The sequence below is a fragment of the Atlanticothrix silvestris CENA357 genome (assembly GCF_016056295.1).
In the GTDB taxonomy this organism is placed as follows: domain Bacteria; phylum Cyanobacteriota; class Cyanobacteriia; order Cyanobacteriales; family Nostocaceae; genus Atlanticothrix; species Atlanticothrix silvestris.
In genome coordinates this window covers 54,307-78,033 of record NZ_JAECZB010000080.1, presented here as the reverse complement: position 1 = coordinate 78,033, position 23,727 = coordinate 54,307, and the positions used below count along the sequence as shown (strand labels likewise).

Annotated in this window: 20 protein-coding genes and 1 pseudogene; 8 read left to right on the top strand and 13 right to left on the bottom strand. The window is 40.6% G+C overall.

What is annotated here, in order from left to right:
* Positions 1-172: 172 nt before the first annotated feature.
* Positions 173-2,323: a type I DNA topoisomerase gene (topA, locus tag I8751_RS20365; RefSeq protein WP_214440929.1), complete on the top strand. Its 2,151-nt coding sequence runs from the start codon at positions 173-175 to the stop codon at positions 2,321-2,323.
* 158 nt (positions 2,324-2,481) lie between these two features.
* Here the strand turns inward: topA and I8751_RS20360 are convergent, their stop codons facing one another.
* Positions 2,482-2,643, bottom strand: coding sequence for a ribbon-helix-helix domain-containing protein (locus I8751_RS20360; protein ID WP_214440952.1), 162 nt, complete (start codon positions 2,641-2,643; stop codon positions 2,482-2,484).
* A gap of 291 nt (positions 2,644-2,934) precedes the next feature.
* The gene (locus tag I8751_RS20355; protein WP_214440928.1) at positions 2,935-5,235 is read right to left on the bottom strand and encodes a glycoside hydrolase family 10 protein; all 2,301 of its coding nucleotides are present in this window, start codon (positions 5,233-5,235) and stop codon (positions 2,935-2,937) included.
* 247 nt (positions 5,236-5,482) lie between these two features.
* Here I8751_RS20355 and I8751_RS20350 point away from each other — a divergent pair, with 247 nt between their 5' ends.
* Positions 5,483-5,836 (top strand): Spx/MgsR family RNA polymerase-binding regulatory protein, encoded by a 354-nt coding sequence (locus tag I8751_RS20350; RefSeq protein WP_214440927.1) that lies wholly within the window; start codon positions 5,483-5,485, stop codon positions 5,834-5,836.
* A gap of 37 nt (positions 5,837-5,873) precedes the next feature.
* Positions 5,874-6,965, top strand: a complete 1,092-nt coding sequence (locus tag I8751_RS20345; RefSeq protein WP_214440951.1) for a nucleotidyltransferase domain-containing protein — start codon at positions 5,874-5,876, stop codon at positions 6,963-6,965.
* A gap of 36 nt (positions 6,966-7,001) precedes the next feature.
* Here I8751_RS20345 and I8751_RS20340 read toward each other — a convergent pair whose 3' ends face one another.
* Positions 7,002-7,298 (bottom strand): hypothetical protein, encoded by a 297-nt coding sequence (locus I8751_RS20340; RefSeq protein WP_214440926.1) that lies wholly within the window; start codon positions 7,296-7,298, stop codon positions 7,002-7,004.
* Positions 7,299-7,515: 217 nt separating this feature from the next.
* Positions 7,516-8,640 carry a magnesium chelatase ATPase subunit I gene (bchI, locus tag I8751_RS20335; RefSeq protein ID WP_214440925.1) on the bottom strand — a complete coding sequence of 375 codons (1,125 nt, stop codon included), beginning with the start codon at positions 8,638-8,640 and terminating at the stop codon, positions 7,516-7,518.
* 189 nt (positions 8,641-8,829) lie between these two features.
* Between bchI and I8751_RS20330 the strand changes: the two genes are divergently transcribed.
* Complete coding sequence (locus I8751_RS20330; protein WP_214440924.1) at positions 8,830-9,318, top strand: hypothetical protein; 489 nt, start codon at positions 8,830-8,832, stop codon at positions 9,316-9,318.
* A gap of 24 nt (positions 9,319-9,342) precedes the next feature.
* Here I8751_RS20330 and I8751_RS20325 read toward each other — a convergent pair whose 3' ends face one another.
* From I8751_RS20325 to I8751_RS20290, 8 genes are all read right to left on the bottom strand, one after another.
* Positions 9,343-9,741, bottom strand: a complete 399-nt coding sequence (locus I8751_RS20325) for a nuclear transport factor 2 family protein (RefSeq protein ID WP_214440923.1) — start codon at positions 9,739-9,741, stop codon at positions 9,343-9,345.
* Positions 9,742-9,847: 106 nt separating this feature from the next.
* Positions 9,848-10,159 carry a DUF3007 family protein gene (locus I8751_RS20320; RefSeq protein ID WP_214440922.1) on the bottom strand — a complete coding sequence of 104 codons (312 nt, stop codon included), beginning with the start codon at positions 10,157-10,159 and terminating at the stop codon, positions 9,848-9,850.
* A gap of 25 nt (positions 10,160-10,184) precedes the next feature.
* Positions 10,185-10,397, bottom strand: coding sequence for an NAD(P)H-quinone oxidoreductase subunit L (ndhL, locus tag I8751_RS20315; protein ID WP_214440921.1), 213 nt, complete (start codon positions 10,395-10,397; stop codon positions 10,185-10,187).
* 787 nt (positions 10,398-11,184) lie between these two features.
* A complete protein-coding gene (locus tag I8751_RS20310; protein ID WP_214440920.1) occupies positions 11,185-12,567 on the bottom strand; it encodes a TniQ family protein in 1,383 nt (460 codons plus the stop codon).
* Complete coding sequence (locus I8751_RS20305; protein WP_214440919.1) at positions 12,557-13,708, bottom strand: ATP-binding protein; 1,152 nt, start codon at positions 13,706-13,708, stop codon at positions 12,557-12,559. Before I8751_RS20305 ends, I8751_RS20310 begins: the two co-directional genes overlap by 11 nt.
* Before the next feature lie 2 nt (positions 13,709-13,710).
* Entirely contained in the window at positions 13,711-16,410 is a 2,700-nt protein-coding gene (locus I8751_RS20300) for a Mu transposase C-terminal domain-containing protein (RefSeq protein WP_214440918.1), read from the bottom strand.
* A 21-nt stretch (positions 16,411-16,431) separates the two neighbouring features.
* On the bottom strand, positions 16,432-17,781 hold the full coding sequence (locus I8751_RS20295) for a hypothetical protein (protein WP_214440917.1): 1,350 nt from the start codon (positions 17,779-17,781) through the stop codon (positions 16,432-16,434).
* Positions 17,778-19,706, bottom strand: a complete 1,929-nt coding sequence (locus tag I8751_RS20290; RefSeq protein WP_214440916.1) for a DEAD/DEAH box helicase — start codon at positions 19,704-19,706, stop codon at positions 17,778-17,780. Before I8751_RS20290 ends, I8751_RS20295 begins: the two co-directional genes overlap by 4 nt.
* A gap of 101 nt (positions 19,707-19,807) precedes the next feature.
* On the opposite strand from I8751_RS20290, the gene I8751_RS20285 reads away from it, so the two are divergent.
* Both I8751_RS20285 and I8751_RS20280 read left to right on the top strand, forming a co-directional pair.
* A complete protein-coding gene (locus I8751_RS20285; protein ID WP_214440915.1) occupies positions 19,808-20,110 on the top strand; it encodes a ribbon-helix-helix protein, CopG family in 303 nt (100 codons plus the stop codon).
* 172 nt (positions 20,111-20,282) lie between these two features.
* Positions 20,283-20,927, top strand: a pseudogene (locus I8751_RS20280) (hypothetical protein); the annotation flags it as partial.
* Positions 20,928-20,931: 4 nt separating this feature from the next.
* Here the strand turns inward: I8751_RS20280 and I8751_RS20275 are convergent.
* Complete coding sequence (locus I8751_RS20275) at positions 20,932-21,855, bottom strand: lysylphosphatidylglycerol synthase domain-containing protein (protein ID WP_214440913.1); 924 nt, start codon at positions 21,853-21,855, stop codon at positions 20,932-20,934.
* 557 nt (positions 21,856-22,412) lie between these two features.
* Here I8751_RS20275 and I8751_RS20270 point away from each other — a divergent pair.
* Positions 22,413-22,982: a DUF6658 family protein gene (locus tag I8751_RS20270; RefSeq protein ID WP_214440912.1), complete on the top strand. Its 570-nt coding sequence runs from the start codon at positions 22,413-22,415 to the stop codon at positions 22,980-22,982.
* A 98-nt stretch (positions 22,983-23,080) separates the two neighbouring features.
* A complete protein-coding gene (locus I8751_RS20265; RefSeq protein WP_214440911.1) occupies positions 23,081-23,692 on the top strand; it encodes a DUF6658 family protein in 612 nt (203 codons plus the stop codon).
* The last annotated feature ends 35 nt before the right edge of the window (positions 23,693-23,727 follow it).

The following is a 23,727-nucleotide window of genomic DNA, read 5'->3' as shown; positions in this document are numbered from 1 at the left end:
GACGCAGAGAGTCAGAGTTTAAAGATAATTAAAGTCAATTACAATAATAACTACAGAAAGTTGCTTGATTATAATTATCCGCGATCGCCTTATGTTAAAAACTGTATAACAATAAAATATAATAGCTTGCTTTAAAAAGCACTGAACATAAAGCATCCACAGTTCATCTGCCATGCCGAAGCGCCTTCTTGTAGTCGAATCTCCCGGTAAAGTCAAAAAACTCAGTCAAATTCTGGGTAGTGATTGGATTGTTCGTGCTAGTTGTGGACACATTCGAGAACTGAGTAATGAAGGCGATGATTCATTAGGCTTCAGCATGAATGGAGGTAGTGTACGATGCAACTATGTTCCTCGTGATCAACGAGCCAAAGAAACTATTCAGAAACTCAAAGCCGCAGTTAAGCAAGTTGATGAAGTGATTTTAGCAACTGACCCAGACCGCGAGGGAGAAACGATCGCTTGGCATCTTAAAGAAGTGTTGGGGTTGAGAGATCCAAAACGTGTCGTTTACACAGAGATTACAGCATCCGCGGTTAGGAATGCGATCGCTAGTTTTAGAAAACTCGATTTCAACTTGGTTGGTGCGGGACTATGCCGAGATTGTCTTGATAAATTGGTGGGTTACAAGGGCAGTCCTTTGGTTTGGGCATTAAACAACGGAGCGAAAAGTGTTGGCAGAGTCCAAAGTGCCACATTACATCTCATCTGCCAACGAGAAAGAGAAATCCAAGTTTTTGTCCCCCAGGACTACTGGAATGTCTGGGTTGATTACGCTGAAGGATTCCGCGCTTTTTACAACGGAACAACTGACTCTCGGTCAGATGCTACAGAGCAAGAGATTGAAGCTAATGATGATGCAGCAGGTAATAGTAAACAAGTGCCAGAATCAAAGCGTGTGCTGTCTGAGGCAGAAGCCACAAGGTTAGTGGAAGAGGCACGGCAGTATCCGCATCAAGTTATCCAAGTTGAGGGTAAAACTGTTCATCGTCAACCACCACCACCATTTACTACCTCTACCCTTCAGCAAGCGGCCGGTTCTAAACTGAGGTTTTCTCCAGATAAAACCATGCAGGTTGCTCAAAAGCTATATGAGGCTGGGTTAATTACATATATGCGGACAGATTCGGTGATGCTAAGTCCTGAATTTTGTACTAGTGCCCGTAAGTGGTTGGAGCAAAACGATCCGCAGAATGTACCGCAGCAGGTGGCAAAACATCGTAGTAGCAAATCGGCTCAAGAAGCACACGAGGCAATTCGTCCCACAGATGTTTTTCGCCCAAGTACCCAGCTACGAGAGGAAATTTCGGCTGATGAGTTTAATTTGTACGTGATGATTTGGAAACGAGCGATCGCTTCCCAGTGTAAAGCTGCCCAACTGCGTAAAACTTTGGTAATTACTCAGTCGGGAAATCTGTTATGGCAAGCTAGAGGGCAGGTTATTGAGTTTTACGGTTACGCCCGGTACTGGAATAATCTCAGCAAAGATAGCGTTCTGCCTACTTTGCAGCAAGCACAAGCTCTAGTTCTGGACAATGCAGGGCATGAGAAGAAACAAACTCAACCGCCACCACGCTACAGTGAACCAAAGCTGGTACAACTAATGGAGCGCAAAGGCATTGGTCGTCCCAGTACTTATGCCCCCACTGTCGCCACCCTCAAAAAGCGCGATTATGTGCAGTTAGCGAAAGACCACCTGCAACCAACAGCTTTGGGGTTAGAGGTTGACGCTTTTTTGCAGAAAGCTTTACCTGATTTGTTGGAGGCAGAATTTACTGCAAAGATGGAAGACGCTTTGGATGCGATCGCTCTTGGTAAGCAAGGATGGCAGCAATACTTAAACGCTTGGAATCAAGATTACTTTGTTCCGGCATTAGCAAAAGCTAAAACTGTGGTAATCAGTGGCACAAATACATCTGTTACCAAAGAGCGCAAATATGAAACTTCTAAGTCTCGTTGCCCACAATGTAACAATGCTCTGTCCAAAATTCCAAGTACTAAAGTCAAAAAGAAGTACTTTCTCAAATGCACAAGCGGCTGTGAAAACATTGTGCTGTTTTGGAGCGATCGCAGTAAGTCTTGGTCAACACCTCAGAGCAAAGAAAGTGGAAGTCAGCAAAAGCTTCCTTCTTCAATAACTTCATATCCCTGCCCCGTGTGTAAAAAGCCTTTAGAGCAATACAGTTATACCAAGGATGGGCAAAAAAAGACGATGCTCCGGTGTTCAAATCCGCAGTCTCGCCAGGATAAAAAACATAAAGATGTGGCTTATTTCAACACAGCCAAAGGTTGGTGGAGTCCGAAATTTGGGGAATTAGGAAGCTAAATCGTAAAAGATAATGCAGATCGTATTACAGCCAAACGACGTGATACTAATCTTTCTCATTGGCGGTAGAGAAACTAACGCCAAATAAATTCATTAAGTAAAGCAGTTGATAAATATCTACCTTGATTGAGCTTTGATCAAATATAGTTTTCTATATTTTAGGCTTTTTGTTGTTCATCTTCAGTAGAAAGAGAGCGAATTAATTCCCTAATTACATCAGTTGCTGGTCTACCAGTCATTGAGCAATATTTTTCCAATTTCTGTGCTTCACCTGATGTGAGATTGATTGTAATTCGTTTAATAGCCCATTTTTTATTCATAATATTAGACAAGTTAGGTTCGTGAACTACTTTTCTAATATCAATCATTTAAACTGTTACTACATTGGTACAACTAATGATATTTAATTCAAGAGATAATAAAGAAATTTCCTCTGTTTTTAAACTACTGCTGAAGATCTAAAAGTAGATTATCAAATATAAAGTTCAGTTATTTCTCGCAGAGTAATTATTAAGTAGATATCAAACAACTATAAAATTATCAAATAAAAAACAGGGAGCATCCACTTTTGGAAGAAACACCGCGCGATTTCAAATCGCCCGGTATTTCTCTTACCGCCGAGCGCGAAAACCCTGTCTTCCATTAACTTGGTCAAAAAGTACATCGTATTTATCAAAAAATGCGATGCCAGTATTTACAAATATAGGAGGTTCTGTCTGTGGCGAGATACTCAAATTCCAGCGATTAAATCCGTCGCGATTTCCTGGTGTCAAACTATAATCAAAAATGCCATTAATTGCTACTTTGACAGCATTTGTTGAGCGTAATACTCCTGGTTTGAGTTTACCTGCTGTAATAGCTGACTTGAATTCAGTCAAACCATTAATAGTTCCAGTATCAGTAATCATTGTGCCATTACAAGAATTTTTAGCAGAACTCCCAGCAAGAGTTAAACAAACTTTGCTCAGTCGAGAGTCCCATCTCTTACCGGGTACACCATTAATTTCGCTTTGTGGATTCCAAGCAGCCATTTTAAAACCTGCTTGATTACCAGCAGTTAAACCGAGAATTAGGCTGCCATTGTTATTATTACCACCGTTTCCAATTACGATAAATCCATTACTCAGATTGCCTGGTAATTTCCTCAATGGATTATAGGGAAGTGACTTTTCAAAATAGTTGACACCGATAATACCAGGAAATGGCACACCATTCTTTGCTGAACAATTAGGCTTTTGGGCAGTGCATTTGCGACTGGTAACAACCTGTACGGGAACGGGTTCTGCGGCGGGAAGCAAACCAAACCGGACATTAGCATAAACTAATTCTCCTTCCAGGATAGTACCATCACTTAATACTTCCTTGATATTTTGGCCTGTTCTTTGAATAGGAGAATTACCTAAAAATTCTTTGGGAACTCGCAGTCCTGCTGACCCTGTATCTAATAAGATACGTCTTGGTTGACCACCTGCGATCGCCATTTCCAGAAAATAGCCGCGAACCCGTTGACCGAGGGAAGGTTTTGTGTATAAAGGTAGGGATATAGTATCAAAAGTTGGCTTACGGGGTGTATTTTGAGAGATATCGCGCAACGCTGAATTTGGGAAAAGAGCCGCAAATGCTGACTGTCGTTGCGCTGCTGGTTCAGGCGCGATATCCCAAAGGCTTTCATAGTAAAAAAAGCCGATACCTAAACCGCGTTGCTGCGCTGCTTCTACCTGGGATTGTATTTGTGGCATGGAAACTGGGCGATTTCGTAACCCCGCCATAATACCGATACCAGTTGGGATAACTTGTTGTGTTTCTAAAATTTCTGGGCGATTAATTTGAGCGATAAAACTTTCCAAATCATTACGGTACACCTGCATGACTAACTCATCGACAATACCCAACCGTACCCAGTTGAGCCAGTCTTGTAGTTGCAACTTGTAGGCGAAATCATAATAATTAGGAGAAACTGAGAAGATAGCATTCGGTTTTCTGGCTTTCACGGTTTGGTGGAGGTCTACCATGAATGCAGTGATTTTATCTGCCCGCCATTTTATCCATGCTTGGGCTTGGGGATTGGGTGGGGGAGGATTACCAGTTTCTTGAGTATATAAATTAATCGTGTATTTATCGTAACCAAAATCTATAGGTAAACTCGTATGGTCGTCAAATTGAACGCCATCAGCATCGTATTTAGTAATGACTTCCATCACGAGTTCGGTGATAAGCTTTTGCACTTCGGGATGAAACGGATTCAACCACGCTACTTCACCCGCAGCACTAATTGAAGTTTGAGTCCCATCCCGCTTTTGTGTCAGCCAATCTGGATGCTGGGATGCGAGTTCGGAAGTCAGAGGAACCATGAAACCAAATTCAAACCAAGGTATTGCTAGTAGTCCTTCTCTGCGGGCTTGGCTGATAATGTCTGCAATCACATCTTGTCCATCTGTTCCCTTGAAGAAGAAGGGAATGCCCTTCTTTTGCATGACGGCACTGGGGTAATGTGTATAGCCATCGTTCCACACTACTGGATAAACAGTGTTAAAGTTTAGCTGCCGCAGTTGGCTCATGGCTGCTTGCATCTTTGAGCGATTTCTGAAAACGCTAAAATCGTTACCACTGAGCCACACCCCCCGAATTTCTTGACGAGGTTGAGGAGGTAATTGGGCAACAGCAGGGGTGAAACTGTTGAGTAGCAATACCACAAAGAATGACATCAGACATAACAATGGCAGCAGACGCTTTCTCAAAAGCCACCAACCTTGACAGATGAAAGGCGATGTCTGGCGACTAGCTGTAACTCTAACAGATACTTTACGTAGTTTGCTACGACACAAGAGCAGGCCTCTACGCATAGGCTTAAATAGTAAGTTAGTTAGGGTCGCATTAAATTCTATACTTTTTTCCCAAAACTCAGTTGTCATGATTTGTACTTACTCAATAAGGTTAATAGGTTATATTTCATTCCATATAAACGTTAAATTGCTATATCAGGAAAACTGATACAGTAATTTAGCCGCAAGGTAGTTGACGCAATTATGAGGTTAGTAGTGCCAGTGACCTTGGCGACAATAATGACAACCTCATAGTGATAATAACCAGCAATGGGAACATTAGTGGCAGAAGTTACACCAACTATGTCATATATAGAAATTGTTGCTTAACTACTTTATGTCCGTTCAAGTCTACGGAATTCCCAACTGCGGCACTTGCCAAAAAACTTTTAACTGGCTAAAGACCAATGGCATTGACTATGAGTTTATCAATATCAAAGATACTCCACCTAAGCGTGAGATGATTCAAAACTGGGTGAAATCTTTGGGTTCTGTTGCTATGCGAAATACTTCCGGTCAATCCTATCGCGCTTTAGGAAATGAAAAGAAAACTTGGACTGACGAACAGTGGATTGAGGCATTTGTTAACGACGCAATGCTGCTCAAACGTCCGCTTTTTGTTAAAAATGGAACAGCAATACTGGTAGGCTTTAAAGATGAGGTAGTAGTCAAAGCAAAATTAGGACTTTAATTTAATTAGTAATAGCAATATATTTTAATTTATGAATATAAAAAGAATAGAAGTTGAACAAAGAACTATTTTGATTGGTTTGGCAGGTAGCCATGCCTATGGATTAAATCGTCCTGATTCTGATTTAGATTTTCGGGGAATATTTATTGCACCTAAAAGGTATTATTTAGGATTTGATCGCATAGAACAGCAAGATACAGGTTGGGATGAACCTGGTATATTTCCCTTTATTGATGGTAATAAAGACACAGTTATATATGAATTAAAGAAAATTCTGCAATTATTATCAGGGGCAAATCCCAATGTTTTAGAATTGCTGTGGTTAAATACTTATCCTGTTGTAACCCCAGTTGGACAATACTTAATTAAACACAAAAAGCTGTTCTTAAGTAAGAAAGTCAAGCATACTTACTCTGGTTATGCATTTGCCCAAATTAAAAAGATGGAAACTCATCGTAAGTGGTTGTTAAATCCACCGCAAAAGAAGCCACTACCATCTGACTTTGGCATAGAAGATGAAGCAGTTTTGATCAAAGATGAGCTACATGCGTTTTTGGAGTATCTTTATAATTTAATTAGGGGAAAAATTGAATTTTTAGAGGAAGCGGAGCAATTATACCAATTGCTAACGGCAGATATTGATTTTAAAGGAGTTTTAAAACAATATACTTTACCTGATACAACTTTAGAATATACCCAAAAGTTAACCAATAGCCGCAAAGATTTTATTCGCTTGCTGCAAAAAAGTCAAAATTATCAAGTAGCTTTGAGAGAATGGAAAGCTTACTTATCGTGGCAGGAAAACAGAAATCCAGCTAGGGCAGAAATGGAAAGAAAATCGGGATTTGACCTTAAACACGGGATGCACTGCATTAGATTACTCCGCAGTGGATTAGAAATATTGCAGCAAGGGCAACTAATTGTAGATAGAAGAATAGCTGGTGATGTTGAAGATTTAAAAGCCATCCTCAAAGGTGAGTATTCTTATGAAGAGGTGATGAAGATGGCAGAAGATTTAGTTGCTCAAATGGAATTTGTTTACGAAAAATCAACTCTGCCTCCAAGACCTGATTTAGAACAAATTAATGAATTATGTATGGAATTAGTAGAAATGCAGGGTTGGAGTTAGCAGTTAGCGGTCAATAACAACTGACAACTGACTAGTTTAAAGAGTTTGAAGTAAATCAGCAAAGCCATACAGGCTAATAAAGAGCAATAATAATGCTGTAAATTGGGTAACTCGTGTTTGGGGTGAGGGAGCGATCGCCTCTCGTACTAAAATAGAAATAGATGCTCCAACTACAAGGCTCAAGCCTAATACAAGATACGGTATATCCGGTGAAATTGTCGCAATTGCTAACATGGCGATCGCTAGCATCAGCATTAATAATTCTACAAACCTGGGTGGATTGTATTGGCTAGCTAAAATAAAGCTGTTTAACCAGAAGTTCCACAATCTCATAATTGGTTGCTGAGTTTGTTGTTAGTTGTCAGTTGTTAGTTGTCAGTTGTCAGTTGTTAGTTGTTAGTTGTTATAAGACTAGTATTTGATTTTTGAGAAGCATTGCCTCTTGATTACCTAAGTAAATAATTTGATTGATCAAATCATATTCCTATGGTTGTTTTGTCTTTACCACTGACCACTGACCACTGACCACTGACTAAATACCTCACTTCAATTAACGAATACCTGTCTTTATTTGACCCGCGCCATTTTTTTGTGCAGCATCATCGTCTGTTAATTCCACACCAAAGACACGAGCAAAAGCTTTTTCTACTTTGTAGCCAGAGTCTATAGATTCTAAGGGGTCTTTCCGCAGTCTGTGACGCAGAGATAAAGTAATCACGCGCCGGATATCATCAACTGTGACTTCGGTACGTCCTTCATAAGCTGTTAAGGCTTTAGCCGCACGGTTAGTAACAATATCACCCCGTAAACCATCTACATCCAGTTCTGAGCAGACTTCAGAAATTTTCACCCGCAGGTCATAATCCAGTTTCACTTCTGGCAATAGCTTTTGGGCATTGACAATTTTATGTTGTAGTGCTTCTTGTTGGGTTTTGTACTTTTCTAAGAAAATGGGAGGATTTTGGTCAAATTCTGACCGTTGCTCCACTATTTCTACCCGTAAAACTGGTTCTTTAACCGTGTGAATTTCTGCGTGCATCCCAAAGCGGTCAAGTAATTGAGGACGTAATTCGCCTTCTTCTGGGTTTCCAGAACCTACAAGCACAAAACGTGCTGGATGGCGGATAGAAATTCCTTCCCGTTCTACGGTGTTCCAGCCACTAGCTGCGGAATCGAGTAATACGTCTACGAGGTGGTCATCAAGTAAGTTGACTTCATCCACGTAGAGGATGCCTCTGTTAGCTTTGGCTAATAATCCTGGTTCAAAGGCTTTCACACCCTCAGACAAAGCTTTTTCGATGTCGATAGTGCCGCAAACCCGGTCTTCTGTGGCTCCTAGTGGTAGGTCTACCATTTGAACTTTTTTCAATTCCACGGGTATTTCTAACCCTTGTTCTACCTTTTGACGGACTTCATCGCTCATCACGTCAGGGTCGTTGGGGTCACTGCTGAAAGGGTCATTAGCCACTACAGTGATTTCTGGCAATAGATCAGCCAGTGCCCGAATAGTTGTGGATTTACCAGTGCCGCGATCGCCCATAATCATTACACCACCGATTTTGGGATCAATCACGTTCAATAGCAGCGCCAGTTTCATTTCTTCCTGGCCCACAATTGCCGTAAATGGAAACACCACGCGACGCGCACTTGCCGTGGATTGAGCAGTTGGAGTCACTAAACTACCTTAACAATATTTTTTTATTACAATTCTTTATTGTGCCACAGTTAGGAGGCATAAAAACAAGCTTAACAACGCGCTCAGTTATTCGTGGAATAGTTATGGCGCAATTAAGTATAAATCCTCGTTCGCTGCCTTGAGTAGGGGAGTGATAGCATATTGTTGGCGCTCTAATTATGGCTGTAGATGAATAAAGCATTAGATGAAACGCTTTCAATTGAAGTGGCTGAAAGCATCAAAAGTAAGGCTAATCAGCCATTTGATAATGCTTACAAAGCAGCATTAGCAACAGAGGGAGCAAAGTATGTCCAGGGTTTCTTAGCTATTGCCGAGAAACCATACCAACCTATTGAACACAGTTGGATTGAACTAGAAGATGTCTCTAATAACGACAAAGTTATACGCATTATCGATCCTACGCTACCACACCTGCACAAACACCCCCAAGCACTTTGGTATTTTGCAGCCCAAAGCTTGAGTATCAAACAACTTAAAGCAGTAATAGAAGAATCAAAAGAAGATTATCCAGAAGACGATCCGCTACCAATTTATGGTGCTACACCCTACGAATATTACGGTGATGTTATGTTGGGTGGTCAAGAATATTTAGCAGCGTATCAAGCAGCAGAAGCCAAATGCCGAGAATTCAAAGAATTCAACGCTGAAAATAACTAAATAAATTACTACTTTTATTTATCATTATTGAGACGATCTACCGTCACTACCAAAATATTCTCGATAACCACAAATTTTGTTTCCATCTACATCAAAGGAAACTGCTACGCGATTTTTGTAAGGCTGTCCAAATAAAGCTCCCTGATCCTGAAACTCAAATACAACCGTTGTTGCATTATAAGTAAAGCGGTCTAAATTTAAGCTGATTCCGCCTGGAAATGATTTTGATACGTATTCAAAAAATTCTCTAGCTTGCTCTTTTCCTACATTCCAACCCTGGAATTTCCCTGTTGGGAACCAAAAGGTAAAGTCTTCTGTGAGCATTTCTAGAAATGCTTCCCAATCGCTCGTTGCTAAACCATGCTGAAAATACTCGAATGCTTGTTGAGCAACTTTTAAAGTATTTCCTGAATCTTGTTCCATAAAACAACTGGGCTTTAGCAATATCTTAGATATTTATCTCCAGTGACGGCTTAGTTGCAGGCAAACAAGGGGTTTTATCCCCTATTTGCCAACAAGGTCTGGAGTATCAAACCTGAGTTTGTTCTTCTTGTTCTATCTCAGCTTGAATTTTTGCTAGTTCTTCGGGAGTAAGTTCTTCTAGGCGCTTTTGGAAAAAGGCTTGTTCATACTGTTCCCGCTGTTGATGATAAGTCATGTTTTTACCTACAGCGCGAAAAATATAGGTGGCTAACCAGCCAATCAGTCCACAGACTAGCAAGACTTGGCTCCATACGCCAGCCTGTTGAACGTCTAAGCCGATTAACTGTAATCCTATATATGCTAAGCCGCCAGCAATAAAAACACCTAAGCCGATTCCAATAGCGTCAATGCGTCGCATGAGAGTTATAACCTACCAAATCTCTTTAAACTTCAATTTGTCGCCGCCTAGGTCGAAAATTCAAAAACGGCGATAGAACTAACAAACCTGGAAAGAAAAAGAACACCAGAAAGTACATAAAGGTGCGTTCAATGGAGCTAACTACATACCAACGCTGCTTGAGGTACAGCAAAATAGCAACCGGGACTACTAACAGATAAGCTCCAGCTAAAGCCAGATACAACAGGGCGACAATCATAGATTTTTTCTCTAAGTAGACAAGACCATTTGGTGCATCTATTTCCCATCATAGGCTGAATGCCTCATCTGAGGAAGGATAGCTGTTGTGCTTTTACAATATCGCGTGCAGAAATTTTTAGTTTAAGTCTTGATTAAAACTCCGATGATGCTACAATATCAAAGCCAGTAGCAAATAAACGCTTTTGTCAGCTAAAGCTAAAAATAATTATGTGGATTGATTGCGAAAAAATATGATCGCTCATGACAGACAAAATTTTTTCAATTTAGTTGCACAAAAGACACAATTGATGCTGGAATAGATGAGGAGGTATTTGCTGCTTCCAAAAAGATCAGTGGCTCCCTACAAGTTAGGGGGTGTGGCGGAATGGTAGACGCTACGGACTTAGTTAACTGAGCCTTGAAGGAGAAACCCCTCAAGTGTAAGCTCTCAAACTCAGGGAAACCTAAATCTGGTGACAGACATGGCAATCCTGAGCCAAGCCCAAAAATTTAAGATTGCTATTCAATTTTAAATCGAGGGAAGGTGCAGAGACCCGACGGGAGCTACCCTAACGTTAAGTCGAGGGTAAAGGGAGAGTCCAATTCTTAAAGCCAAAGATTGCTAAAGCTTCTAGGCAGTAGTGAAAGCTACGGAAGAATGAAAATCCGTTGACCGTAAAAGGTCGTGAGGGTTCAAGTCCCTCCACCCCCACTACAAAGTTAAACATCATAGACCTGCCTAGTGTGACTTTACCCATAACTTTGCCGCAACGGTAAGCTTATGCTTCCAATAAAGGGTGGCAATGTTATGGTTCCAAAGAAATTTCTTTTCGCGCTGCCCTTAAAGCAGCGCGAACTTGTTTGTCACGAAAACATCCTGGTTTAGCCAATAGCTTTGAAATAGCTGCTTCACTAGGATAGATACCTTCAGTGTGAAATTGTCTAACAGCTTGTTTGACCTCCTCGCAACACTGTTCGATTCGTTTGACGCGAGATTCTTTCATATACTTAACGTACTCGGCTGAAATCGCTCGGCATAGTTCTGGGAAATGCCTGTAAAGAACTCGCTTAGGATATCCAAGGCGTTTCGCCACTGCTGTCATCGGTAGCGGTTGTTCATTCGCTTGAAGCACATTTTCAAGTAATTGTTGAGTGCGATCGCTATCAAACTTTACTTCAAGCTTTTTTGTACTGCTATCTTTCACTTGGTTTTGAGGCGTAGCAGGAAATTTACTAGAATTCTCCTTAAGAGTCTCTTGAGTCAAAAAATCCAGCACAGAAACCTGAAGAGTAAAACAGATTTTCAAAATTACATTCAGTTCTGGCAAGACTTTTCCCATCTGCCACATCCAAACCTTGTTTTTGGGAATTTCGAGCATACGAGCAAAAGCAGCCGTGTTTCCTTCAGCAAATTGCTCTACGTACCTACAAAACGCTTGAGCAACTATTTCCCTTTGCAAAGGTTTTGATAAGCGAGGGGTAGTAGCGAGTAATTCTCCAAGAGTCTTGATAACCCACGTTTGCCACATAATTTCTTCCTTGCTCAGTGGGGTGTTATCAGAAGACGGGTAATCAGCAGTAACACCAAGCCATTCTAAGCAATACGGACAATAACCTGGCCTCGAATAGGAAGCTAGTGGGGGAATATCTCGTTTGCAGTGAAGGCATTGCTGGCATAAAGACTTATTGTGGCAATGACAAACTGTAACTGCCTCAAAAAACCAAATTAAGGGTTCGTAAATTACTTTATCTTTTGAGGAATACCACTCCTCATAACAGTAGGGACACCAAGCTCGTCTAGAACGAAGTAACTTCCTCTGGGGGAAGATATTAGCCCATGTTAGTAGAGTAAGGAAGCGCAAATCACTGCGTAGAGTCATCGACTCTAGCACTGTGACTAAATCAAATGCCATCGTCCCTAATCCATTGAGTGCCCCAGTCAAGCTTCGCATTTCAAAGAGATTTGTAGTTCTGTAAGTCTTGGGTATAAAGGACACAAGTTCTCTGGATATTAAAACTTTTGGGGTTACACAATGAGCTTCTGCTAGTCGAGATATATAACCAGTTAAGCTTTCTACCAATGAAGTACCAATACCAACAGGCTCTAATTGATACAATCGGCTACGAGATGGAATAGAAACCTTTTTTAAATCCCAACATTCGTATGTTGTTAATCCATTAGCTAACATCTTGATTTACTCCAATAGGATCTCTTTTGGGATTGCGTTTGCCAACTTTCCCTTGTGGAAGAGTCTTTTTTGGAGCTTCTTCTGGCTGTGCAATTGTCTTTGCTCCAAGCCCTAGAGCAGAGCGTAAGTGTTGCACATCCGTGTCTGTTTCAGATAATTGTCGTTCGCCCTCTTGAATTTCCTTGAACATTCTCTGGCACTGAGCAACCGACCAAGCACGTTTTTGTAAGTCTTTTAGAGTGACGGTTGTTGCTTCTCGATCTAGAGCATCTTTAAGAGCGCGTGTTAGCCAATTTTTTAATATGCCAACACACCCTAAAGTACGTTCATAAAAATATTCCCAATGAGTAACTAAATCTGGGGGATCTGCAAGTGGCATCTGCTGTTGGAAAGTCAACAATACACTTTTAAAAGCCTGTACGTCTTCTGAGGTGTCAGCACAATAACGGCGGAAATGAATATCGACGCTGCGGCGTGAGAGTTGACCGCTTAAATTACGGAATGTTAGTAATTCGTATGTTCCTAAAAGGCAATGTAAGATGCCCGTCATATTTGCCACAGATTTGAGGCAGTCTAGCTGATCTTGTAGCTTGTGTCCGCTTGCCATTTTCCCAAAATGTTGCGCTTCATCTATGAAAAATACATCTGGATGGCGATAGCTGAGAGCGTTTTCTAAAGCTCTGCGTAGAGCAGGTGCGACCACTTTCGACTCAACGTTAATTTTTCCGAAAATATCACGATAGATACCCCGTACACCGTAATTAAACTTGTGATCGATTAGCGGTTCTTCTAAAGCTATTAAGGCGCGTGTGTAGTAATCTTTCCAGTTAAAGTTTCTCGATTCTGGAGCTACAGCCTCAACTCCAACAACAGGAACGCAACCGCGAGCGCTTTCCAACTTAGGTAATGCCAACTCTGTTAACTTCTGCTCAACCCGCAGTCGTAAAGTTGTTTTACCGATACCGCTAGGGCCATAGACAAAAATAAATGACGCACCTGCTGGCTCAGCAATTGTCCGCACTAAAGTTTCATACACCTCTTTGAGTTGGGGATGTGCTACCGTGTAATTCTCGAAATAAGCAAGCCTTTCTGTGGCAGATTGCTCAAGGAGCTTGAGAGGAAATCCGGTAAGTATTGTCATAACTAAAACTCCTCGTAAACTACAAGTGTTTCTGGAGTATTTGCTTCAACTTCAGTCACTTGATTGTCAGTATTACCAAAAGGAATTTGAATAACTTTTGGTTCTTCGTTGCGACTGAAAGTAGCTTTTCCGCCTTCAATTACCCTAAAGACTTCTTTAGCTTCTGCATCATAAGAACGCTGTTCTAATAAGGCTTCTTGGGCTTCTACCGAAGCTAAAAATTCCGCTAGATTCTTAGCTGAAACTCTTGATTGTCGTGCATGATTTGAGGAGCGTTTGCGTAACTCGGCACTAGCTAACTTCAGTTCTTTTTCTGAACGACCTTGAAATTCTGCATAATATTGAGAAATGCACTGTACCCATAGCCCTCGAACAAAGGCATAAGCGATACCAATATCAAATGGATCGTATCTTACCTGGACAGAGGTATTTTCAATTTGCGGGTCACGAAAACTATTAGACCAGTAATAGATTGAGTTAATTTTTACGCCGCTTCCAGATTGAACTTTCGCCTTTCCCTCAGAGGTTGTAGGTAAGGTAAGAATCTGAAAGTTTTCATCGTAAGGAATCATGCGGTGAAGCCGACTACCGCCGAGCGCTATACCAGCAGTAAAAGCATCCCTCGGACTCTGGAAAAGAGCAGGATGTTCATCTATATCGTAAACTTCGTAAGCCCAAGCGCAAAGATATTCGTAAAGCAAGCCCAGTGTCCAAATAGCTTGATTTTTAGGGTTAACTGACTTGGTTACTTGGCGAATGTTACGAGTTATCTGTGTATTGCCGAGTAGGTTATGAATAAATTGAGTATTGGAAGTACCAAACAGACGTTCGCATACAGATCCAAACCGTCCTTTAGCTGGAGGTCGATTTTTTTTCGTACATTCAAAGGTGGCTAAAAGCGTTTCAAAGTAAACGCTATGAAATTCTGCACCGTTATCTACCACAATTATCTGTGGTAAACGGTTGTGGCGTTGAACGCACAATCGTAACACCATCAAGCAAGAGCGATAGGAAGGCGAGTCAAAAGTCAAATAAACAGCTAAGAATCTTCTGGAATACGCATCTATCAAAAAAGTTGCCCAAGGTCTACCCAGTGAACGACCAGTACGGGAACACACTAATTCAACATCTAATTCTGTATGGTCAATGTGAGCAATTTCAAATGGGCGATCGCCATGCCTGGGTGTTGTCCTGTTCAGTTCCCAATAAAAAGTTTCTTGCTTGTATGCAGCCCTATGACCTTGGCGTTTTTTGATTTGTTCGTAACTGGAACGTTTCTTTATTTCTTTTGTAAACGCTTTATAGCTTGGAGCAATAGCACCTTGTTGTTCGCAAATCCTGACTAAAGCACCATGTACCTCCCACATCTTCTTTTGTTTGAGGGTTTCATAGTCATCAAGGATAAATTTTTCCATCAGCACTAAGGTTTCTTCTGGCAGTTTTCGCGTGCGGTTGCCTTTAGCACTGCGATGCGACAGAAGCCCGATATAACCACAACTGTACTGCTGTTGTGCTGCTAAATACTTCAATTTCCAATGGCGAATAGTCCTCTCCGGGACTGTTTCGTTTTCAGGTGGATTGCCATTTAAATATGGCTCAATAACTTTGTAGCGGCGAAGGGCTTCTGCTTGGTCTTCAGGGCTTGCTTTATAAAATTGCTCCCAAGACTCTGCTTTTATATCTGGTGCTTCAGATTTTTGTAAGCTTTTTATTTTCGCTTGCTGAACCAGATTTAAAAATAAACTCTTTTTCAGTTGAATTAACTGCTCAAGTTCGTCCTGCAAAGTAACTTCAGTATCTCCAACATGAATAATACTTAAACCTTTACCATCCCAAGATATTGATGTACCAGGAGAAAGGTTAATCGCAGAAAAACTCATGAGAGTTGATGAAGTTGTTGTTTTTAGCATCAAACCATAGGCAGTAGCTGTCTGCTTGTCGGAAAACACACAAACTCGTTCTGGTTCAGCTAACGGTGCAACACTTAAATCAACGTATAATTGCTCTGTGGCAATCAAAGCATAAATGTCATCTGCACTAGCTTGTGTCCCATAATTTAGTAGTTCAGCCAAGGAAATTCCTGGTGAGTTTGATACTAAGTGCTGAATTTCTGCATTAATTGCAGTTTCTAACTGAAGAGACTCGGCTCGAAAATAATCTTCCAAAAAAATTACGTTGCGCTGGATAACCCAATTAATTTGAGTGTCTACACGTAGGCGGTAGTAAAGCTCAAACTGTTGTGCATAATTTTCTCCTGGTGGAGTGCGCCATCTACCTTCAGAATCGCAAAAATAGCGGTTTGGACTTTTATCGGCTAATTTTTTTAATTCCTCCTCAGTTTTGCATTCCTCCCAACCAGCATAATTACTTCTAATTACGAAAAAGTCTGGTGTATGCAAAACTCCCAGATTTCGACCATTTTTCCTTTGATAGTCCAATTTAATTGGACAGGGCTGGTCGTAAAACTCTAAAACTTCCTCATCATGCTCAAATTCATAGATAGTAGGAAGCTCGACGCGGTGAGACTCAAATTGAATAGTAGCTCCCATTTTTCGACTGGGATAACGCCCAGAAACATTTTTTCGTCCACCTCCTACCCGACGAGATGGTTCTGATGAGCGAATTTTTTCAATTAGATTTTGCGCTTGCGAAGAGATATTCAGGCGACAACACCAAGCATCAAATTGTGTCTTTGATAGCATTGAATATTTCCTGATACTTAATTATTCTTGTTTGGATTCTAGAACTGGAATAAATAGCCAAGAACGCCCTTTTTTCCTGTCACTGCGTTCCCAAGCTATGCCATCAGGATCTCGTTTTTGTGACCATTGAGGAAATTCAGCAGGTTTTGTGTACCACATCTCTAGAAGTGAACGTGGTTTACGTTGTAAGCGTTTTGCCAGTTCATCTGGAGTCAACTCCCAATTCTCCAAATCTGCTGGTGCAGAGTTCTGATCTATATCTTCTGATGGCTTGAGAGTAGGTGAATGAGTTTCAGAGGCAGGAGAAGTAGGTGTGTCTTCCTTAGAAGGTTCAGCTTGTTCAGTCGTAAGTCCATTGTTGCTAATTGTCAGTTGATTCTCGAAGAATGTAGATTTGTTTTTGTGATTAGATTGTTCTCTAACCGCTTCTGGTAATTGAGGTAATGGTTCTAACGCCTGTTTTAAGCGGTCAATCAGCTCTTTGAGTTTATCTCCTTGATAAAACTGAAGCAGTTTCTCGGCAGCCTTTTTAGGATTATCCATCCGCACAGATTTGGAACGGTCTTTAATCCCCAGTATGTCTTTAATGTGATTATTGAGTTCGCGGCTGTAAGCTGGTTCCCTATCCTCATCTTCAGGAATTGGGTTAGTATATATGTACTGGTTAATTCTCAACCCAATCAAATCCCGCTTGTCTACATACTCTCGTTCTTCTGCTGTCAGGTTTTTGGGGTCTTTTATGTCACGTCCTAATAGTGCTGCTACATCTATGGCGATAAGTGAGCGGTCTAGTAACTCACCTATAAGTGGAATCGCTTCTGCTGCACGATTTGCAGCTCGAAGACGTTCTTGTTGGCGATTTCCTATCTCATCATCCATCCCGCCTTCAAGTCGGGATGGATGATGTTTGTATTTTCCAAGTTCATCTCTTTCTTTTTCTTGAGCCTGGTAAATAATTGCCCGAAACTTCCTCTGTACTTCTGAATCTGCCTGCAAAACTCTATCTATTGTCTCTACGCTAGTTTCTAAACCATTTGGACGTTTAGCTGCAATAAATGCCCGAAAATTTTCAGCATCTGAGCCTTTGGTATAACGGCAGTAATAAGGGGTAACAACTCCCTTTGCCACATAAAGACACTCCCATAACTTGTTATCAATGATTTCTTTGATAAAGTTAGGAATCTGGTCAACAAACGCTAAATCCTTACCAATCCCGGAGGCTATACCATCGGAAACGAAAAAAGCTCTGACTGCTTTATCATGCTGTTCAGTTGGTAATCTGTCATTATCAGACAAAACTTTCTGAACAACAGCACTATCTGGTAAATGAGATTGGGTTGGATCAATAGTGTGAAAATTGTTGTGATTCATAAATCTTCAATCCCTTTTATTCGTGTTGGTGCATCGGTAATTCGCTCACGTAGCCACTGATAAACCCTTTCCCAACCTTCATGGGCAATAAAACTGTTGTTTGTTGGAAGGCAGTTTCTTGATTTGGCTATTGTGTGTATTTGCTTAACTTTTTCTCTCTTATCTTCCTCGCTGGCATTACCGTATAGAATGCAGGCTAGGCGATAAGCTTTTTTATTGGCTTCTCTTCGAGCAAAAGCAGTTTTTTTAGTGGGCAAATATCTCTCATATTCGGAAGGAAATCCATCAGGAATAACTGCCGATGAAGAGCTTTGAGTGTTTGATATTTGGTTTAACGCCTCTTCATATTCTCTACGTAATATGTCGAATAAAGCCTTATCGTCCTTCAGCATTTGTGCCAAATGAGCAGGCGTTTTAGGAAAGATTTGCCAAATTGGTTTATTTGTAATCGCCCATTCAGCAACATTGGCGTATTCAGAGTCAATTTCCTCGCCATCTACAATCTGTCTTCCAAGCTCCCCCGTAGAAGAAATTGGCATAAAGTTAGAGAGTGTTAGTTGTTGACCACCCTGAGAATTTCCTGCGTCATTCACTCCAGACTCATCCTGGCTCCTATCGTTTTCTTCCCTTTCTCGTACGACGTGAGCAATCTCATTTAAGGCACTTACAGCTAAATCAATCAAATCTGGGTGGGCTGGAATTAGTGTTTCTACAGGCTCAGGATTATCTTCAGGGAAACGACGTAACAAACGTCCTAAATCTTGCATAAATGATAAAATGGCACGAATATTGGTGGCATGAATCCGATATTTCAATCGTTTGATTGAAACGCCTTCACCTAGCATTCCTACTCCAATGATCCAAGACCGCGCACTGTAGCCAGTTTCTGCGGCAAACTGTTCAATCTGTTCGCTGGAGTCTCTTCCAAACTGAAAATTACTAATTGAACCGAGTTCGTCATCTCTAGAGACTACGACTAGAGCATCTTCATTGGTGAGGCGACGAATGCGTTCTTTCATCTGCCGTGCTGCAAGAATTGTCGGAACCCTGACGTAAGTCGCGCATTCAGGAAGTCCTTTGGCTCGGTCTCGTTTCATCCGTATATGCGCCCACTCAATAGCTTCTTTAACCCAACCGCCTTCGACATCAATAGCTGTATTTAAAGCATCTTTTAACTGTTGCTCATTAGTTGCATTCGTAAAAGTTCTGCCATTGTAGACAGCGCGACCTCGACGGTAAGCAAATTCTCCTTCCATTGTGACAAATGAGAAGGGAGGAATGATTTCATCACTCAGGGCATCAGCTAACCTATATTGAAAGTCAGGAATACACTGGTAAGCGTTCTCTTCTATTGGTGTATAAGTCAACCAGTTACCCAAAATTCTTCTGTTATCGGAACGGAATGGTGTACCAGAAGTCATCAATCGGTGAGAAACAATCGTATCTGGAAATGCCCTTTCGCAAGCTTGACCAAAAGCTAAGTCAGAACTAGTATGGTGAACTTCATCAAGAATCAGAAATACTTTGCCAGCTACAGTTCGGGACAAATTATTCAGCAGCAAGCTAGAGTTATTGGAGTAACTGAGCCATTGATAACTGACCACTAAACCGTGATAATGTTGTTGTAGTAACTCTTCTGGCGTGGGTAGCCTGCCTAAACTTCTAACAGTTCCTGAGTAAAAAAGATTAAGACCAAAGAGGTTGAATGCATCTTGAGCATATTGCCGCATTAGGTGTTCCGCTGGAACAACAACAACCAAGAAGCGCCAATCCAGAACGTTTTTGAGAGAGTCGAAAGCATGTAGCGCTCCAGCGGTTTTCCCTGCCGATGTACAGGCTTCAAGCAAAAAATTCTTTTTGAGATTTGTTTGATAGGCTCTTACAAATCTTTCTTGCCAATCTCTTGGCGCAAATCTTTCAGGCATAGTTTTACTTCACCCCTGTATTTGGCGTACTTTTATATGATTGCTGGCTTGACCGGATCTTTTGTATCTCAAGAATATCACGGTCGTATCTCAAAAGTAATATGTCAAAAATCGGTAAAGATAAAACTATATCAATCAGATTGTCCCAAACTATGTTGGAAGCCCTGGATGCTCGTGCCATTCTTGATGATAAAGACAGGACTCAAGTAATTAGGGAGGCAATCGCTCGGTATTTGGAGTTACCAGAAGATTCAGTTGAAGACAGAGTGAACTTGTTGGAGCAGGGTATAGAGAAGTTGCACGAACAAGTTCAACTCACAGAGGAAAGAACTGATTTGCTAGAAATGCAGTTTAGCGAGTTGAGTCGCTTAGTAACTATGTTTATAGGGCGGCAAAAGAAATAAAATTTTATAATTACTCGCGGCAAGCTTATGCTTCCAATCCTGACTTGCGGCAAACTTATGGTTCCAAAACTAGAGAAAAGTGATAATTTATTTGACGCAATATCAAGCTTCACAGACCCTTCTGCGGCAAGCTTATGCTTCTAGTCTTGGCAAAGTTATGGGTAAAGTCACAGATGTTTTGCGCTTAATCAAAATGATTGTTGTCAAAAAAGGTATATTTAGTTACGAAAATTTAGCAAATATATTTCTTAAGCAAACTCAAAATCAAACACTAAAAGATTTCAAAGAAAGCATTCAAAAATATTTATTTTACTCTATAAATAATCAAGAATTAATAACGATTTTTCGTGACAATTTAGAGTATAAGTTATTATCTTGGAATGTTGAGCATGATGAAGAACTCATAAATAAACATTTATTATTGAGAAGTTGTAACCGCATTATTGATTGTCTGACAACAGAAAATGGGCAGGAGCCTTCACTGTTATTTGTGGCGTTACTTTCTCAAGGTCATCCTTTAACTTTGGTAATTATACTATTAAAGATTATTTTGATTTGTCAAAATGCCCGTAGTCATTTAGAAATTAGGATTGCTAATTTAATTAGTTACTATGAATCTTATTCAGAAGATGAATGTCAGTGGGTAATTAATTTTATGGAATTTTTTAATATTACGTTTGCCATTTATGCAGAAAATATTGAATACAACTTGATTAAGATGAAAGAAGATGAGACAAACTATGATTCACATTTGGATCTGGATACTTATCGTGTATTTTCTCAAATTAGGGAAGATACTCAAAAATTATGGGGATGATCACTTAAGATTTGACAAGACGTTCGTCAAGCCAAGCCAAAACAGCACCCGCAATTTCGGAAACAATACTAATCAAGCGATATAGAGCGATCGCGCTAATTACTAAAGCAGATGGAAAATGAGATTGCAAAAGTGCGATCGCAGTGGCTTCAAATATGCCCAAACCACCAGGCGCTCCAGGAACAACTAACCCTAGCAACCAAGCAAAACTAAAAGCCCCCAATAATAAAGGAATTTGACTCCACTTCACTATTCCTAAAGCAAATATAGTTAAAATAAATCCAATACTACGCAATCCCAAAAATCCTAGTTCTCCTAATAAGGGTCGTAGAGGATAACGTTTAATAACTAAACTATGATTTGACTTGGTACTAATCTCAGTTTTTTTTACCTTCAAGCGGGATAACAAGCGAATCACTGGGTTTAAAAACCGAGGATGAACCGCACAAAGCACCACAACTAAAGCCAATAACTGTAGTATCCGCACAATCACATTTGTATTAGCTGCTGCCAATTGGCTGCCGAATAAGACAATAACTATTAAAGCTGCTGTGGCCATGAGTAGTGGTTCCAGCAAAACACTTAAAGTGGCTGCACCAGCAGAAACATTGGCATTTTTTGCTGCCACAATTCGTCCGTAATAATGCCAGACATTACCTGGTAAATACTTAGCAACATTTGTTTTTAGGTAAACTTGGATAAATTCCGCAGACTGTACGGGTTGATTTAACTCTCGCAGAACCCAAGTCCATATCCACCCGGCCCAAACATGTGCAAGTAAAGTTACCCCTGTGGCGATCGCTAAAATTGCCCATCCCCCTGCATCAATACGGATGGCTGTCACCTCAGACCAGTGATCCTTCACGGCTTTCGCTAAAAAAAATAGGGTTCCGCCCAAAATTATCCAGCGTAAAATTTGCTTCATCATTTTGGTCATTTAATAGCTAAAGCACTTAGGTCTGAATATCTCAAATTTTATAGTACATTAGCTACATACCAAAGCTTGGGAGTAAACATCTGAAGATTTGAGATGAATTGATGTATATATTTTGACAAATTGCCTTACAACTTTTGGCATTAATTAAATTTTTTGAACAATAAATAAATTTATATAGGCATTTGTTAACTTAAACTTCTGAATGTTGATTGCCAATGACAAAATTCTATACCAACTACAAGTTTAATCTCTTTCTTTAGGACGATACTATTGAACGTCAATTATTAGTTGAAGTCATATATAAATTCATCAAGCACATCAGCATAAATAAAAGTGGATCACAGTAATTTTTCTATCTCCAGAGTTAGATAATTGAAGGATTTTTTTAATAAAAATAATGTGACTTGCGCTAGATGTAAGGATAGCTTTTTGTGCGTAATGTTAGTATCTGTTGGTCAATTATTAATCGACTAAAAACAAGAACTTAATCTTGTATATTCAAACAATTGTCAGCAGAAAGTTTTGTTCTTACTGCAAAGGAGGACTGAGTGAAAAGTTTGATAGATTTATGGAAAAAGCTGCGACTACGCCAGATTGTTACTGTATTTTTGGCAGGCATATTGTTAATAGTTACCACTGCTTGTAACGGCGGAGCAAACGCTCAAGGTGCAAATCCCCACAATCCTGCGGTGCAAGCTGGCGGGGCTAACAACCCTTATAAGAATGGTGGAGACAACTATACTAAATATCAAATGTCCACCGATCCAACGGTAACTAATTCACAAACCAAACAAGGACGCGATCGCGCTAGCCTAGACTTAAACTCACAAGTACTAATTGCCACAAGCCGAGAGTCTGAAATACTTTACCCAGGTGCAGAAACACCAGCAGGTAGAATCTACAAAGAAAATGAATTACCCCTGATCAACGAGCAAGACTTTCAACGTCCTAAACCAGGCGGTCTAATTCAGAACGAGTCAGATTTAGGAGATCGTATTAAAGACCGCCTTGGAGCTGTGAAAGAAGAATTTGAAGATGCTTCTAGCTTTGTAAAAAATAAAGCAGATGAAGCAAGCTCTAGACCAGAGTTGCAAAAAAATCCAGCAGTAGGCAGATAAAACTCTTGTCCTAACGACAAATTTGGGATTTGAAATTCATTCCAAATCATGTTGTGGTGTAGATTTCACTTAGTTACAAAAACACAAGGAGATTAATTATGAAAAAAGTCATTAATTGGCTAAAGAATGTTCGTCCAGTGAAAATGTTAACTGTTTTTTTGGCAGGAGTTTTCCTAGTTCTGACACAAGCTTGTTCTTCAGGAATAGCAGCACAGCCATCACAGCCTAGTGCCCAACCGTCTAGTCCTAACTCTTCTGAATCGTACACTAAGCGATACGATCCTACGAAAAATTATGATCTCAACGAGCCTAAAGGCGGAATGAATAATTTTAGTGACGTAGACCCTAGAGCCAAAGCAGGTGAAAAGTCAGCAGAAGCTAGAGCCAAAGCTCTTCGGGACAATGCTCAAAGAAACGTTGATCAAAAGGGAATTGATAGCCCAGGGCAATATGTGGAAAATTACCGCCAAGGTACACCCCTAGGCCAAAGAGTTAAAAACTTGGGTGAAGATGTCGGTAGCTCCGCTGGAGAAGTAGGAGAAGGCGTAGCGAAGGGAACTAAGCGCGGCATAGAAAACATCAAAGATAATGCCACAAATGCTGCCCAAGACTTGACAAAAAATGTCCAACGCGGTGCTGAAAACGCCAAAATCAATGTTCAACGTGGTGCTGAAGATGCAGCTGATGCAGTGAAGCAGACAGTTAGATAGTCAAAAATCAGTAGTCAATTAGTCTTTTTGTTCCC

Excerpts from the sequence above, each read along its gene's own strand:
- topA (WP_214440929.1), top strand. The coding sequence starts at position 173 with ATGCCGAAGCGCCTTCTTGTAGTCGAATCTCCCGGTAAAGTCAAAAAA.
- I8751_RS20360 (WP_214440952.1), bottom strand. The coding sequence starts at position 2,643 with ATGAATAAAAAATGGGCTATTAAACGAATTACAATCAATCTCACATCA.
- I8751_RS20355 (WP_214440928.1), bottom strand. The coding sequence starts at position 5,235 with ATGACAACTGAGTTTTGGGAAAAAAGTATAGAATTTAATGCGACCCTA.
- I8751_RS20350 (WP_214440927.1), top strand. The coding sequence starts at position 5,483 with ATGTCCGTTCAAGTCTACGGAATTCCCAACTGCGGCACTTGCCAAAAA.
- I8751_RS20340 (WP_214440926.1), bottom strand. The coding sequence starts at position 7,298 with ATGAGATTGTGGAACTTCTGGTTAAACAGCTTTATTTTAGCTAGCCAA.
- I8751_RS20330 (WP_214440924.1), top strand. The coding sequence starts at position 8,830 with ATGAATAAAGCATTAGATGAAACGCTTTCAATTGAAGTGGCTGAAAGC.
- I8751_RS20325 (WP_214440923.1), bottom strand. The coding sequence starts at position 9,741 with ATGGAACAAGATTCAGGAAATACTTTAAAAGTTGCTCAACAAGCATTC.
- I8751_RS20320 (WP_214440922.1), bottom strand. The coding sequence starts at position 10,159 with ATGCGACGCATTGACGCTATTGGAATCGGCTTAGGTGTTTTTATTGCT.
- ndhL (WP_214440921.1), bottom strand. The coding sequence starts at position 10,397 with ATGATTGTCGCCCTGTTGTATCTGGCTTTAGCTGGAGCTTATCTGTTA.
- I8751_RS20310 (WP_214440920.1), bottom strand. The coding sequence starts at position 12,567 with ATGTTAGCTAATGGATTAACAACATACGAATGTTGGGATTTAAAAAAG.
- I8751_RS20305 (WP_214440919.1), bottom strand. The coding sequence starts at position 13,708 with ATGACAATACTTACCGGATTTCCTCTCAAGCTCCTTGAGCAATCTGCC.
- I8751_RS20300 (WP_214440918.1), bottom strand. The coding sequence starts at position 16,410 with ATGCTATCAAAGACACAATTTGATGCTTGGTGTTGTCGCCTGAATATC.
- I8751_RS20295 (WP_214440917.1), bottom strand. The coding sequence starts at position 17,781 with ATGAATCACAACAATTTTCACACTATTGATCCAACCCAATCTCATTTA.
- I8751_RS20290 (WP_214440916.1), bottom strand. The coding sequence starts at position 19,706 with ATGCCTGAAAGATTTGCGCCAAGAGATTGGCAAGAAAGATTTGTAAGA.
- I8751_RS20285 (WP_214440915.1), top strand. The coding sequence starts at position 19,808 with ATGTCAAAAATCGGTAAAGATAAAACTATATCAATCAGATTGTCCCAA.
- I8751_RS20275 (WP_214440913.1), bottom strand. The coding sequence starts at position 21,855 with ATGATGAAGCAAATTTTACGCTGGATAATTTTGGGCGGAACCCTATTT.
- I8751_RS20265 (WP_214440911.1), top strand. The coding sequence starts at position 23,081 with ATGAAAAAAGTCATTAATTGGCTAAAGAATGTTCGTCCAGTGAAAATG.